Raw genomic sequence first — 13,842 nt, 5'->3', positions numbered from 1 at the left:
GTCCCGTCGAAAGGACCGCCCCCATGCCCCGACCCCTGCTCCGCGCGCTCGCCGCGTGCGTGGTCCTGCTGCTGGCACTGGCCGGCTGCTCCTCCGGGGGCTCCGGCGACGCGGCACAGCCCGCCCCCGCCGACGCCCCCACCGGGGCGTTCCCGGTCACCCTCACCCACGCCTTCGGGCAGACGACGATCCCCGCCGCGCCGCAGCGGGTCGTGACCGTCGGCTTCAACGACGCCGACTTCGCCCTCGCGCTCGGCGTGAAGCCGGTCGGGGTCCGCGAGAACATCGGCGACTACGACTACGCGAAGCGCCCCTGGGCGCAGGAGGCACTCGGCGGGACGCAGCCGCAGCTGCTGACCGGGTCCCAGATCCCGGTCGAGCAGGTCGCCGCACTCCAGCCCGACCTGATCCTCGGCGTCTACTCCTTCATGGACCAGGCGACCTACACCGCGCTGTCGCAGATCGCGCCGACCGTCGCCCAGGGCACCCCCGACGGCACGAACGCCGCGGGCTGGGAGGAGCAGACCCGCATCACCGGGCAGGCCACCGGGCGCACCGAGCAGGCCGAGCAGGTCATCGCCGCGACCCGCGCCGAGTTCGACGAGGCCAAGGCGGCCCACCCCGGGTTCGCGGGCAAGAACCTGAAGATGGACTTCTTCATCGAGGGCGTCCCCTACGACATGGGCACCGACGACCTGCGCGCCCAGATCTTCGCCGGCCTCGGCTTCACCGTCCGGCCGGACTCGCAGACCCTCTCGCTGGAGCGCCAGGGCGACCTCGACAGCGACGTGCTCGTGGTGCTGGGCCGTTCGCGCGCCGAGTCCGAGGCCGACCCGGTGTTCCGCGCGATCCCGGCGGTCCAGCAGGGCCGGGTCGCCTACCTCGGGCCGTTCGAGACCGAGTTCGCCGCCGCGCTGGGCTACTCCAGCCCGCTGTCGCTGCCCTACGCCATCGACTCCGTCGCGCCGCAGCTCGACGCGGCGCTGCAGGGCCGGGCCCCCGGCAGCTGAGCCGGCGCCCGCGCACCGGTGCCGTGAACGTCACGTCACCGGTGTGCGCAACCCCTTGTCCCGCCCGGCCGCGCCGACGACTGTGATCGCGGCTCCGTCAGGGCGGCGGGCCACGGTGGGGGGCTCGGTGACTTCGACGCGGGAACGACGGCGCGGCTGGACCGTGGTGCACGGCGGCAAGGCCCCGCCGCCCGGCGAGGTCGTGGGCCCGCACGAGCGGCTGTCCTGGCCGCGCACCGTCGGCCTCGGCGGCCAGCACGTGATCGCGATGTTCGGGGCGACGTTCGTCTTCCCGGTCCTGATGGGACTGAACCCGAACATCGCGATCCTGATGTCCGGCGTCGCGACCGCGCTGTTCCTGCTGATGACCCACGGCCGGGTCCCCAGTTACCTGGGGTCCTCGGCGTCGTTCGTCGGCGGGGTCGCGGCGATCCGCGCCCAGGGCGGGGACTCCGCGGCGGTGACCGGCGCGATCGTCGTCGCCGGGGTGGTGCTGCTGCTGGTCGGCGTGGTCGTGCACCTGGTCGGCGCCCGCGTCGTGTCCCGGCTGCTGCCACCCGCGGTGACCGGCGCCGTCGTCATGCTGATCGGGTTCAACCTCGCCGGGGTCGCCTCGACCGTCTACTGGCCACAGGACCAGTGGGCCGCGCTGGTGACGATGGTCGTGGTGATCGCCGCCGCGGTACTGCTGCCGGGGTTCTGGGGCCGGATCGGGGTGCTGATCGGCCTGGTCGCCGGGTTCGCCTTCTCGCTGCTGCTCGACGCCACGACCGGCCCGATCACCGCGCCCGACGCGAGCGGGGACGTCGGCACCCGGATGCGGGTCGACCTGTCCGGGGTCGGGTCCGCGGACTGGGTGGGCCTGCCGCCCGCCACCCAGACCGGTCCGGACGGTATGGAGATCGCCGGCTGGCACTGGCCGACGTTCTCGTTCGCCTTCGCGCTCCTCGTGCTGCCCTCGGTGATCGCGCTGGTCGCGGAGAACGCCGGGCACGTGAAGGCCGTCGAGGGGATGACCGGCGAGCGCCTCGACCCGTACCTGGGCCGGGCCCTGGCCGCGGACGGCGCGGGCACCACGCTGGCCGGCCTGGTCGGCGGCTCCCCCACCACGACCTACGCGGAGAACATCGGCGTGATGGCCGCGACCCGGGTCTACTCCACCGCCGCGTACTGGGTGGCCGCGGCCGTCGCGGTGCTGCTGGGGTTCTGCCCGAAGTTCGGGGCGCTGATCGTCGCGGTGCCGGGCGGGGTGCTCGGCGGGCTCACCGTGGTCCTCTACGGCATGGTCGGGCTGCTCGGGGCGGCCATCTGGATCCGCAACGGGGTCGACCTGGCCCACGCCGCGAACCTGGTGCCGCTGTCCGCCGGGCTGATCATCGGCATCGGCGGGGCGAGCCTGTCGGTGGGCGGGTTCGAGCTGTCCGGGATCGCGCTGGGCACGATCGTGGTGCTCGTCGGCTACCACGCCCTGCACGCGCTGCTCCCCGCCGACCGGCGCCCCTCCGGCGACGGGGCCGGCGGGCCGCTCGGCTGAGGCCCGGGCCGCCGCGCCGGGTCGGACGAGACCGAGCGGATCGCGCTGCCGCCGGACGCCCGCCGCACGGCGGTGGTGCGGGCGCCGGGCCCGGTCGGCCCGGGCGACGTCGGCGTGCCCGTCCGCGACGACGGGCGACGGGCGGTGCGCGACCCGGAGAGCGGCGGACCACACCCACCGTCCTGATCGCCGCGCGTCGGTGAGGTTAGCCTCCCTTCATGACCGAGCGCAGGGGCACCGGTGACGCACGGGTCACCGCACGGGAGGTGGTCCGCAGCACCATCAGGTCGTTCCGCGGCCGGGTCGCGGCGGCGACCGTGCTGCTGTGCGGGCACCAGGTCGGAGAGGCACTGGTACCGGTCCTGGTGGGCGTCGTCATCGACCGCGCGGTCGCGACCGGCGACGTCGGCAGCCTGGTGATCTGGCTGCTCGTGCTGGCCGCGGACTTCGCGATGCTGTCCTACAGCTACCGGTTCGGCGCGCGGCAGGCCCTGCACGCCGACCTGCGTGCCGACGCCGGGCTGCGCACCCGGGTGGCGGCCCGGCTGCTGGACCACCGCGGCGGCGCCGAGACCGGAAGGCTGCCCGGCTCGATCACCTCGATCGCCGTGGCCGACGCCAAGCGCGTCGCGATGATGAACTTCTGGATCCCCACGGCCGCGGCCGCCGCGGCCGCGCTGGTGGTCGCCGCCGTCGCGCTGCTGCGGATCTCGCTCCCCCTGGGCCTGCTCATCCTGCTCGGCACCCCGCCGCTGCTGTGGCTGATCGGCCGGGTCGGCCGGCCGCTGGAGCGGCGCAGCGGCGCCGAGCAGGAGCGGGCCGCGCGCGCCGCCGGCACCGCCGCCGACCTGGTGTCCGGGATCCGCGTCCTCAAGGGACTGGGCGCCGGGCCCGCCGCCGCCGAGCAGTACGCGGCCAGCAGCCGCACCGCCCTGGGTGCCACGCTCCGGGCGACCCGCGCCGAGGCCGGCTTCCTCGGCACCGTCCAGCTCGCGAACGGCCTGTTCCTCGCGGTCATCGCGCTCGTGGGCGGTCTGCTCGCCCTCGACGGGTCCATCACCGTCGGCAACCTGGTCTCCGCGGTCGGGCTCGCCCAGTTCCTCGTGGGGCCGCTGCAGACCCTCGGCATCGCCGGGGCGCGCTTCGCCCAGGCGCGGGCCTCGGCCGGGCGGATCGCCGAGATCCTCTCCGCGCCGCCCGCCGTCGGCCCCGGTCGCGACGGCCGGGATGCCGGCCCCACCCCCGACCCCACGGACCCCGCCGCCGCGCTGGCGGTCGCCGGGCTGCGGCACGGCCCGCTCGACGGCCTCGACCTGCAGGTGCCCACCGGGCAGCTGCTCGGCGTGGTCGCCCCCGACCCGTCCGCGGCGACCGCGCTCGCCCGCTGCCTGGCCCGCGACGTCGCACCCGACGAGGGGCGGATCCTGCTCGGTGGCACCGGCGTCGACGACCTCGCCCCGGCCGCCACCCGGTCCACGCTGCTGGTCGCGGCGCACGACGCGCACCTGTTCACCGGCACCGTCCTGGACAACGTCACCGCCGCGACCGGCGACCGGGCCCCGGGGTCCGCGACGGTCGCGGCGATGGCCGCGGCCCGCGCCGACCAGGCCGTCGAGGCCCTCCCGCAGGGCGCGGACACCCCGGTGACCTCGCGCGGCAGCTCCCTGTCGGGCGGGCAGCGCCAGCGGGTCGCGCTGGCCAGGGCGCTGGCCGCCGACCCCCCGGTCCTGGTGCTGCACGACCCCACGACGGCCGTCGACGCCGTCACCGAGTCCGAGATCGCGGCCCGGCTGCGCGAGCACCGCACCGGCCGCACGACCGTGCTCCTCACCACCAGCCCGGCGCTGCTCGCGGTCACCGACCGCGTGGTGGTGCTGCGCGAGGGCCGCGTCGTCGCGGACGCGACGCACACCGAGCTGATGACCGACGACACCGACTACCGCAGGGTGGTGACCGGATGACCACCGGGACCGAGCCGTCCGGACCCCGCCTGCTGCCCGTCGCCGACGGGCGCCGCACCCGCGCCGTCCTCGGCGAGCTGCTGGCGCCGCGCCGCGGGACCGCCGTCGCCGCACTCGTCGCCCTGGTCGCCGGGGCCGCGGTGAGCCTGGTCGCGGCACCGCTGCTGGGCCGGATCGTCGACCTCGCCGCCCGAGGGTCGGAGCCGTCCGCGCTGACCGCGCCGGTCGTCGCCCTGGCCGGGGTCGCGGTCGTCCAGGGTGTGCTCGCCTTCGCCGGGATCGCGCTGATCGCCCGGGTCGGGGAGACGATGCTGGCCCGGCTGCGGGAGCGCTTCGTCGCCCGCGCGCTGGACCTGCCGTTGGACACCCTGGAGCAGGCCGGGTCCGGTGACCTCACCTCGCGCGTCACCGACGACGTCAAGGTCGTCGGCGAGGCGGTGCGCGAGGCGCTGCCCGAGTTCGCCAGGGCCACGCTGATCATCGGCCTGACCCTGGTCGCGCTCGCCGCGCTGGACTGGCGGTTCCTGCTCGGCGCGCTGCTGGCGGTGCCGATCCAGGTGGTCACCGCCCGCTGGTTCCTGCGCCGCTCCGGCCCGCTCTACGACGACGAGCGCATCGCGGGCGGGGCCCAGCAGCAGCAGCTGCTCGACACCGCGGCCGGGGTGAGCACGGTGCGCGCGTTCCGCCTCACCGACGACCACCTGGACCGGGTCCGTGCCCGCGCCGAGGCCGTCGCCGGGATCGGGCAGCGGCTCGTGGTGCTGCAGACCCGCTTCTTCGGCCGGCTCAACGCCGGTGAGGTCCTCGGTCTGAGCGGGGTGCTGGTCGCCGGGTTCGTGCTGGTCGGCAGCGGCAGCACGACGATCGGCACGGCGAGCGCGGCGGCGCTGTACTTCATCAACCTGTTCACGCCGATCAACATCATGCTGTTCCAGCTCGACGCCGCCCAGTCCGCGGTCGCCGGGCTGCGGCGCATCGTCGGCGTCGCCGAGATCGACCCGCCCGCACCGCCGGCGGACCCGGCGGTGCCCACCGACGCGCGGGTGCGGGTGCGCGGCCTGACCCACTCCTACGTCGACGGCCACCCGGCACTGTCCGGGGTGGACCTCGACCTGGCGCCCGGTACCCGGGTCGCGCTGGTCGGGACCAGTGGGGCGGGCAAGTCCACGCTGGCCAAGCTCGTCGCCGGGATGCACACCCCGGACGCCGGGTCGGTCGAGATCGGCGGCGTGCCGCTGGAGCGCATCGACCACCGCGCCGGGCGGGCGCCGGTGGTCCTGGTGACCCAGGAGGTGCACGTGTTCGCGGGGCCGCTGGCCGAGGACCTGCGCCTGGCCCGTCCGGACGCCACCGACGACGACCTGCGCGCCGCCCTGGCCACCGTCGGCGCGGCGCACTGGGTGGACCGGCTCCCCGACGGGCTCGAGACCGTCGTCGGGGACACCGGGCACGCGCTGACCGTGGTGCAGTCCCAGCAGCTCGCCCTGGCCCGGCTGGTGCTGGCCGACCCGCCGGTGGTGATCCTCGACGAGGCGACCGCCGAGGCGGGCAGCGCCGGCGCGGCCGAGCTGGAGCGCGCCGCCGACGCCGCGCTGGCCGGCCGTACGGCCGTCGTCGTGGCGCACCGGCTCAGCCAGGTCGCCGACGCCGACCTCGTCCTGGTGCTCGAGGACGGGCGGACCGCGGAGACCGGCACGCACGCCGAGCTGGTCGCCTCCGGCGGCCGCTTCGCCCAGCTGTGGCAGGCCTGGACCGGCCTGCGCGGTGAGCCCGTCCGGCCCGCCGGCGACCGAGGTGGGGTCCCGTGACCACCCGCTCGTCGAGTCCGGCGTGGGTGAGCTGCTCGCGGTGCTCCCCCGAGCCGCACCGCACCGCACCGGCGTACCGACCAGCGCGTGGAAGCCGCCCTCGGGGTCGTCGACCGGGTTCGTGGACACGGGTCTCCCCGGGACCGGCGGAACGGGTGGGGTCGCGCTCAGACGACGACGGGCGTCGGCGCCGTCGACGGCACGGGGGCGCCGGTCAGCGAGGCGACGACCTCGCCGGACCGCACCGCGATGTTGGACAGCAGGGTCGAGGTGATGCCGTGCGTGTGCTCGGTCGGTCCCTGCAGGTAGAAGCCGGCGCGCACCGCGGTGCCGTCGGCCAGCGCCGTGGTGCCGAGCCGGTAGTCGCGGTGCACGTCGAGCCGGCCGCGGGCGTCGCGGGCGCAGGCCTCGTCGAGGCCGCCGGACAGCAGCCACAGCGGGTCGGCGGGGCGGTAGCCGGTCGCGTAGACGACGGCGTCCGCGGTGATGACCTCGCGCGAGCCGTCGATCAGCGACTCGACGGCCAGCTCCACCCGGTCCCCGACGTCGACCACGTCGGCCACCCGTGACACGTTGCGGAAGCGCAGACGCTCGGTCCCGGCGACCCGCTCGTGGTAGTGGGTGCGGTAGAGGCCCTCGATCAGCTCCGGGTCGACCACGGAGTAGTTGGTGTTCGCGTGGTAGCCGAGGATGCGGTCCTTGACCTCGTCCGGCGCGGTGTAGAAGTCGTCGACGGCGGCCGGGTCGAAGATCCGGTTGGCGAAGGAGGTGTCGTCGGCGGGGCTGTAGCCGTAGCGGGCGAACACCGCGTGCACCTCGGCGGTCGGGAAGGTGCGGTGCAGGTGCTCGACGGTCTCGGCGGCGCTCTGCCCGGCGCCGACGACGGCGAAGCGGGTCGGCTCGGTCCCGGCGAGCTCGCGGGTGCGGAACAGCAGGTCGCGGTTGTGCCAGACGCGGCCGCCGACGGTGATCCCGCGCGGCAGGACGGGGGTGAGCCCGCAGGCGAGGACGACGTTGCGGGCGCGCAGGCGCTCCACCCGGTCCCCGGTGCGGACGACGACGTCGACGAGCTCCACGCCGTTCCCGCCGCGGACCGGCTCGATCTCGACGACCTCGCTGCCGTAGTCGACCGTCACCGCCGACCCGGCGGCCGCGCTGATCTCCCCCAGCCGTGCCGCGGCCCACTCCAGGTAGTCGTGGAACTCGCGGCGGGTCGGGAACGACGAGCCGTAGTTGATGAAGTCGGCGAGCCGGTCCCGGTCGTGGAGGTAGGACAGGAAGGAGAAGCCGCTGGTCGGGTTCCGCAGCGTGACCAGGTCCTTGAGGTGCGAGACCTGCATGGTCGCGTCCTCGAGCAGCATCCCGCGGTGCCAGCCGAACCGCTCCTGGCGCTCGACGAAGCGGGCGCTCACCCGCGCGTCGGCCGGGACCGTCGCGTTGTGCTCGAGCAGGGCGATGGCGATGCCGAGGTTCGACGGCCCGAACCCGACCCCCACCACGTCGAGTACCTCCGGGGTGGAGTGGGGGTTCGCGTTCGCGGGGTTCGCCATCACGGTCCTCTCGTTGCTTCGGCACGCCTCAGATAAGGCGAGGCTAACTGCAACACGAAGGTGGATGTCCCGCCTAGGGGGTGATCGCCGAGGCCCGGCCGCGAGAGGCCGTCCGCACTGGTCAGCGCCCTGACGTGACACAGGTGTCACCCATTGGGAGTACAGGGCGTCACGGTGCACGCACCGCCGCACGAGGGTGTCGCACGCCCGTCCGCGCGTCATCAGATCTGATGAGAGGGCCTCCCCTGCCACCCGGGGCGTGAGCGCGCCGGCCGGTGGCGACCCCGGCCGCGCGAGGGCGCGGAACGGCGGCGCCGCGCGGGACGGCCGTGTCCCGCGCGGCGCCGATGACGGTTCACCAGTCCCAGTTGCGCACGAGCGATCCCCCCTCGACCGGAGTGCTTCTCCCCGTCCCGGAACGGACGCCGTTGCGCTCCGCACGTGAGGACGCACGGCGTGCTCCACGATCGAGTGATGACATGGCCAGAGTAAGCGACGGACAACGCTCCGTCACGATTTAACGTGGACCTGAGGCGTTCGCCGTCGGTTCCGGGCCGTTCGGCGCGGATTCCGGCCACCGGGGGACGAACGGCAAAGGCTTGCCTTACCCGCGGGTAGCCTCGGTCCATCCCCCTGACGCAGCAGACGAACAGGCAGGCGACGTGACCTCTGGCCCGGTGGCACCGCGCCCGGCTGGGCGCCGCCGTCGTGCGCCGGACGCCCGGTCGCTGCTCGGCCTGCCGCTGCGCCCGCTGCTGCTGGTCCTGGTCGTGGAGGCCGCCGCGGTGGCCGCGGTCGTCGCGGGCCTGCTCACCGGGGACCTGCCGGGACGGACCGAGGTGCTGCTCTGCGGGCTGCTGGTGCTGGTGGCCGCGGCGCACACCGAGCTGTCGGTCAACGCCGAGCGCCTGCGGCGCCGGATCGCCGCGACCCGCTACATCAACATGACCTCGGTGTGGACCTTCGCGGCCGCGCTGCTGCTGCCGCCGGGGCTCGCGACGGTCGTCGTCGTCGTCATCTACCTGCACCTCTACCTGCGGGTGGCCCGCCCGAGCGGCACGCCGCCGCACCGCCAGGTCTACAGTGCGGCCACCGTGCTGCTCGCCGTGCACGCCGTCGCGGGGCTGCTCGCGCTGGTCGACGGCCGGGCCGGGGCGCTGGCGACCCCGCAGAACGCGGCGCTGGTGCTGGGCGCGCTGGTCGCCTACACGACGGTGAACACGCTCCTGGTCGTGTCGGTGCTGCGGCTGACCGCACCGGGCTCGCGGTTCCTCGCGATCCTGCTGGGCGGCGACATCGGCCTGGAGCTGGCGACGCTGTCGATCGGCGGGCTGGTCGCGGTCGTGCTCGCCAACACCTCCCCCTGGTTCGCGTTGCTCGCGGTGCTGCCGCTGCTCGTCGTCGAGCAGACCACCCTGGTGCGCCAGCTGGAGGCGCAGGTCGACACCGACGCCAAGACCGGGCTGCTCAACCCGGCGGCGTGGCGCTGGCGCAGCCGGCAGATGCTGGAACGCGACACGCGTACCGATCGGGCCGCCGCGGTGCTGATCCTCGACCTCGACCACTTCAAGGCGGTCAACGACCGGCACGGCCACCTGGCGGGCGACGACGTGCTCCAGGCCGTCGCCGACGTCCTCACCGCCGAGGTCCGCGACCAGGACCTGGCCGGCCGGTTCGGCGGCGAGGAGTTCGTGGTCGCGCTCGGCGGGATGCGCGCCGACGACACCCCGGCCGCCCGTGCCCGCGAGGTCGCCGAGCGGATCCGGCGGGGCGTGCGCGCGCTGCAGGTCGACACCGCGACCGCCGGGCTGGTCACCGGGCTGTCGGTGTCGGTCGGGGTCGCGACGACGCCCGACCACGGTACGGACCTCGACGGCCTGCTGGCCGCCGCGGACGCCGCGCTCTACGAGGCCAAGCACGCGGGCCGCGACCGGGTCGCGGTACGGCGCCCCGCACCACCGGTCGCCGCCGAGGGCGCGACGCCGCCGTTCGGGCTGAGCTTCGGCACCTGAGGCGCCGGGTCACGGCCCCAGCAGCACCCGCGCCAGATCCTTCCACTGGGGCAGCATCGCGTCGCCCGCGGGGTCGCGCGGGTCGAAGGTGTAGGTCAGCGCCGTCCCCCGCATCGAGGTCAGCAACAGGTCGCGCAGCTGCTTGAACCGCGGGCGGCCCGCCAGCTCGTCGCCGAACATGCGGGCCATCGACGCGCGGATCGCCGCACCGAGCCGCTTCTCCTCGGGACGCAGCGCCTCGGCGATCTCGGAGTTGGACCGGGCCGCGGTCCACAGCTCCACCGCCGCCCAGAAGTGCGGCTCGGCGAAGCTCTCCCACAGCAGCTCGATGACCCGGTCGGCGCGTTCGAACAGGCCGACCTGATCGGCTTCGAGCACCCGTCGCACGCGTTCCTCGGTGTCGGCGACGCGTTTGACCGCGAGGTGCTGCGCCGCCGCGACCAGCAGCCGGTCCCGGCTGGGGAAGTGGTGCAGCAGCCGGCCGCGCGAGACGTCGGCGGCCGACTGGATGGTCAGGGTCGTGGATCCGGAGTAGCCGCCGTCGATGAGACAGGCGACGGCGGCGTCCAGGATCCGGGCGCGGCTGTCCGAGGACCGCTGCGCCCGGCTCCTGACCACCGGGGTGGGTTCGGTGTTCATGATGTGGTCATGATCGCCTGTCGGTCATCGGCTCAGAGTCCCAGACCCCGGCCGATCACCTCCTTCATGATCTCGGTGGTGCCGCCGTAGATCCGGGTGATGCGGGCGTCGGCGTAGGCCTTGGAGACCGGGTACTCGCTCATGTAGCCGTAGCCGCCGTGCAGCTGCAGGCAGCGGTCGGCGACCCGGCCCTGCAGCTCGGTGCACCAGTACTTCGCCTTCGAGGCGTCGACGGCGGTGAGCTCGCCCGCGTTGAGCGCGCGGACGCAGTCGTCGACGTAGTGCTCGGCGAGGTCGATCTCGGTGTCCATCTCGGCGAGGGCGAACTTGGAGTTCTGGAACGAGCCCACCGGCGAACCGAAGGCCTTGCGCTCCTTGACGTAGGCGAGGGTCCCGTCGAGCACCGCCCGCGCCGCCGCCACACCGGCGATCGCGATCGACAGCCGCTCCTGGGGCAGCTTCTCGACCAGCTGGACGAAGCCCTTCCCCTCCTCGGGCCCGAGGAGGTTCTCCACCGGGACCTTGACATCGGTGAAGGACAGCTCCGCGGTGTCCTGGGCGTGCATCCCGAGCTTGTCGAGGTTGCGGCCCCGCTCGAAGCCCTCCATCCCGCGCTCGAGCACGAGCAGGCTCATGCCCCTGTGCTTCTGCGACGGGTCGGTCTTGACCGCGACGACGATCAGGTCGGCGTTGATCCCGTTGGTGATGAAGGTCTTCGCGCCGTTGACGACGTAGTGGTCGCCGTCACGGATCGCGGTCGTCGACATCGACGCCAGGTCCGAGCCGATGCCCGGCTCGGTCATGGCGATGGCGAGGATCGTCTCACCGCTGACGACGCCCGGCAGCCAGCGCTGCTTCTGCTCGTCGGTGCAGTAGGTGAGCAGATAGGGCAGCACGATGTCGTTGTGCAGGGTCAGGCCGAGGCCGGACCCGGCGGCGCCGACACGCAGCAGCTCCTCGCTGATGACGGCGTTGAACCGGAAGTCCTCGACCCCGCCGCCGCCGAACTCCTCGGGCGCGTCGATGCCCAGGAAGCCGTTCGCACCGGCGGTGGTGAACAGCTCCCGCGCGACGGCGCCGTCACGTTCCCACTGCGCCTCGTGCGGGACGATCTCCTTCTCGACGAAGGCGCGGAACGCCTCCCGGAAGTCCTGGTGGTCGGACTCGTAGAGCGTGCGCTTCACGGCGCCGCCTCCCCTCGGGTGGTGGTGACTAGCGCGGCTGCATCCGGATGGCGCCGTCGAGACGGATCGTCTCGCCGTTCAGCATGGGGTTCTCGACGATGTGCGCGGCGAGCTTGCCGTACTCGGCCGGCCGGCCCAGCCGCGACGGGTGCGGGACCTGCTTGCCCAGCGAGGTCTTGACGTCCTCCGGCAGACCGGCCAGCAGCGGGGTCTCGAACAGGCCGGGGGCGATGGTGTTGACCCGGATGCCGAGGTCGGCCAGGTCGCGGGCGATCGGCAGGGTCATCCCGACGATGCCGCCCTTGGACGCGGAGTACGCGGCCTGCCCGATCTGCCCCTCGAACGCCGCGACCGAGGCGGTGTTGATGATGACGCCGCGGTCGCCGTCGACCGGCTCGGCCTTGGCGATGCGCTCGGCGGCCAGCCGGATCACGTTGAACGTGCCGATCAGGTTGACGGTGACGACCTTGGTGAACCCGTCCAGCGGGAACGGGCCCTTCTTGCCGTAGGTCTTGATGCCGTTGCCGATGCCGGCGCAGTTGACCGCGACGCGGACCGCACCGAGCTCCTCGGCGGCGTCGAGGGCGGCGGTCACCTGCTGCTCGTCCGTGACGTCGGCGGCGACGAAGCGGACGTTCTCCCCCAGCTTGTCCGCGACGGCCTCACCCTGCGACGACGGCAGGTCGATGATCAGCACCTTGGCGCCGAGCTCCACGAACTTCTCCGTGGTGGCGAGGCCCAGGCCGGACGCACCGCCGGTGACGACGGCGACGGAACCGTTGATGTCCATGTTCTGTCTGTTTCCTTCCGGGTGGGGAGCGGGTGTCAGAGGAGCTCGAGGATGGTGGCGTTGGCCTGGCCGCCGCCCTCGCACATGGTCTGCAGGCCGTAGCGGATGCCGTTGTCGCGCATGTGGTGCACCAGGGTGGTCATGATCCGGGCGCCGGAGCCGCCGAGCGGGTGTCCGAGCGCGATCGCGCCGCCGTCGGGGTTGAGCCGGTCGGCGACACCGGCGTCGTCGCCGGCGATGTCGGCCAGCCAGGCCAGCGGCACCGGCGCGAACGCCTCGTTGACCTCGAAGGCGCCGATCTCGTCGAGCGAGAGCCCGGAGCGCTCCAGCGCCTTCTCCGTCGCCGGGATCGGGGCGGTCAGCATGATCACCGGGTCGGCACCGGCGAGCACCGCGGTGTGCACGCGGGCGATCGGGGTGAGCCCGAGCTCGCGCGCCTTCTCACTGGTGGTCATGAGCAGCGCGGCGGAACCGTCGGAGATCTGCGAGGAGTTGCCGGCGTGGATGACGCCGCCCTGGTCGGCGTCCTTGAACACCGTCTTGAGCTGGGCCAGGCCCTCCAGGGTCCCGCCGCGGCGGACTCCCTCGTCGGCGGTGACGCCGGCGATCGGGGCGATCTGGCCGTCGAACCGGCCGTCGTCCTGCGCGGCGGCGGCGCGCTCGTGCGACTGCAGGGCGAACTCGTCGAGACGCTGACGCGAGAAGCCCCACTTCTCGGCGATCATCTCGGCGCCGACACCCTGGTTCGGCGCGACGCCGTAGCGCTCGGCGAAGTCGTTGCCCAGCGGGTCCTGGTCCTGGCGCGAGGAGCCCATCGGGACCCGGGTCATGGACTCGACGCCGCCGGCGACGGCCACGTCGTAGTGCCCGGCGATCAGACCGGCAGCGGCGAAGTGCACGGACTGCTGGCTGGACCCGCACTGGCGGTCGACGGTCACGCCGGTGACGGTCTCGGGGAACCCGGCGGCCAGGGCGGCGTTGCGGCCGATGTCGAAGGTCTGCTCGCCGCTCTGGGACACGCAGCCCCAGATGACGTCCTCGATCTGCGCCGGGTCGACGCCGGACCGCTCGACCAGGCTGCGCAGCACGTGCGCCGACAGGTCGGTGGGGTGGATGCCGGCGAGGCCGCCCTTGCGCTTGCCGACCGGGCTGCGTACAGCCTCGACGATGACTGCGTCTCGCACGGTGTTCGCTCCTTCGCGACGGTGGACGGCGCCCGGGACGGGGCCGTCGGCTCGCCACGACGGTAGCAGGAAACAGTCAGTGTTGACTGCCACGGAGCGGTGCGACCCGGGTCACGCCGGCCACGGAGCTCCCTCGACCGGCGCGCCACTGTCCATCGGCACCTCGGCGC

The 13,842-nt window shown here is 74.0% G+C and carries 10 protein-coding genes; 5 read left to right on the top strand and 5 right to left on the bottom strand.

Going from position 1 to position 13,842, the window contains the following annotated elements; translation table 11 throughout:
- The first annotated feature begins 23 nt into the window (after nucleotides 1-23).
- From KPF22_RS13420 to KPF22_RS13405, 4 genes are all read left to right on the top strand, one after another.
- Nucleotides 24-1,010 (top strand): ABC transporter substrate-binding protein, encoded by a 987-nt coding sequence (locus KPF22_RS13420; RefSeq protein ID WP_224402232.1) that lies wholly within the window; start codon nucleotides 24-26, stop codon nucleotides 1,008-1,010.
- A gap of 127 nt (nucleotides 1,011-1,137) precedes the next feature.
- A complete protein-coding gene (locus KPF22_RS13415; protein WP_208819124.1) occupies nucleotides 1,138-2,544 on the top strand; it encodes a uracil-xanthine permease family protein in 1,407 nt (468 codons plus the stop codon).
- A 218-nt stretch (nucleotides 2,545-2,762) separates the two neighbouring features.
- Complete coding sequence (locus tag KPF22_RS13410; RefSeq protein ID WP_224402231.1) at nucleotides 2,763-4,505, top strand: ABC transporter ATP-binding protein; 1,743 nt, start codon at nucleotides 2,763-2,765, stop codon at nucleotides 4,503-4,505.
- A complete protein-coding gene (locus tag KPF22_RS13405) occupies nucleotides 4,502-6,313 on the top strand; it encodes an ABC transporter ATP-binding protein (protein ID WP_208819122.1) in 1,812 nt (603 codons plus the stop codon). The genes KPF22_RS13410 and KPF22_RS13405 overlap by 4 nt, the downstream gene beginning before the upstream one ends.
- Nucleotides 6,314-6,480: 167 nt before the next feature.
- Here KPF22_RS13405 and KPF22_RS13400 read toward each other — a convergent pair whose 3' ends face one another.
- Entirely contained in the window at nucleotides 6,481-7,863 is a 1,383-nt protein-coding gene (locus tag KPF22_RS13400; RefSeq protein ID WP_208819121.1) for a lysine N(6)-hydroxylase/L-ornithine N(5)-oxygenase family protein, read from the bottom strand.
- Between the two features lie 662 nt (nucleotides 7,864-8,525).
- Between KPF22_RS13400 and KPF22_RS13395 the strand changes: the two genes are divergently transcribed.
- Entirely contained in the window at nucleotides 8,526-9,875 is a 1,350-nt protein-coding gene (locus KPF22_RS13395; RefSeq protein WP_224402230.1) for a GGDEF domain-containing protein, read from the top strand.
- A 9-nt stretch (nucleotides 9,876-9,884) separates the two neighbouring features.
- Here the strand turns inward: KPF22_RS13395 and KPF22_RS13390 are convergent, their stop codons facing one another.
- Genes KPF22_RS13390 through KPF22_RS13375 form a run of 4 tightly spaced genes read right to left on the bottom strand, consistent with a single transcriptional unit; the run spans nucleotide 9,885 to nucleotide 13,672 of the window.
- Nucleotides 9,885-10,514, bottom strand: a complete 630-nt coding sequence (locus KPF22_RS13390) for a TetR/AcrR family transcriptional regulator (protein WP_224402229.1) — start codon at nucleotides 10,512-10,514, stop codon at nucleotides 9,885-9,887.
- Between the two features lie 32 nt (nucleotides 10,515-10,546).
- Nucleotides 10,547-11,698: an acyl-CoA dehydrogenase family protein gene (locus tag KPF22_RS13385; protein WP_208819119.1), complete on the bottom strand. Its 1,152-nt coding sequence runs from the start codon at nucleotides 11,696-11,698 to the stop codon at nucleotides 10,547-10,549.
- A gap of 28 nt (nucleotides 11,699-11,726) precedes the next feature.
- Complete coding sequence (locus KPF22_RS13380; RefSeq protein WP_208819118.1) at nucleotides 11,727-12,488, bottom strand: 3-hydroxyacyl-CoA dehydrogenase; 762 nt, start codon at nucleotides 12,486-12,488, stop codon at nucleotides 11,727-11,729.
- A gap of 35 nt (nucleotides 12,489-12,523) precedes the next feature.
- Nucleotides 12,524-13,672: an acetyl-CoA C-acyltransferase gene (locus tag KPF22_RS13375; protein WP_224402228.1), complete on the bottom strand. Its 1,149-nt coding sequence runs from the start codon at nucleotides 13,670-13,672 to the stop codon at nucleotides 12,524-12,526.
- Nucleotides 13,673-13,842: the final 170 nt, after the last annotated feature.

The sequence above is a fragment of the Pseudonocardia sp. ICBG1034 genome, from assembly GCF_020131375.1.
GTDB lineage: Bacteria > Actinomycetota > Actinomycetes > Mycobacteriales > Pseudonocardiaceae > Pseudonocardia > Pseudonocardia alni.
Note: the sequence above shows the minus strand (reverse complement) of the source record. Positions and strands in the feature narration are given on the sequence as shown.

What these genes read in the sequence shown, in the direction of transcription:
- KPF22_RS13420 (WP_224402232.1), top strand. Translation starts at nt 24, where the DNA reads ATGCCCCGACCCCTGCTCCGCGCGCTCGCCGCGTGCGTGGTCCTGCTG.
- KPF22_RS13410 (WP_224402231.1), top strand. Translation starts at nt 2,763, where the DNA reads ATGACCGAGCGCAGGGGCACCGGTGACGCACGGGTCACCGCACGGGAG.
- KPF22_RS13405 (WP_208819122.1), top strand. Translation starts at nt 4,502, where the DNA reads ATGACCACCGGGACCGAGCCGTCCGGACCCCGCCTGCTGCCCGTCGCC.
- KPF22_RS13400 (WP_208819121.1), bottom strand. Translation starts at nt 7,863, where the DNA reads ATGGCGAACCCCGCGAACGCGAACCCCCACTCCACCCCGGAGGTACTC.
- KPF22_RS13390 (WP_224402229.1), bottom strand. Translation starts at nt 10,514, where the DNA reads ATGAACACCGAACCCACCCCGGTGGTCAGGAGCCGGGCGCAGCGGTCC.
- KPF22_RS13380 (WP_208819118.1), bottom strand. Translation starts at nt 12,488, where the DNA reads ATGGACATCAACGGTTCCGTCGCCGTCGTCACCGGCGGTGCGTCCGGC.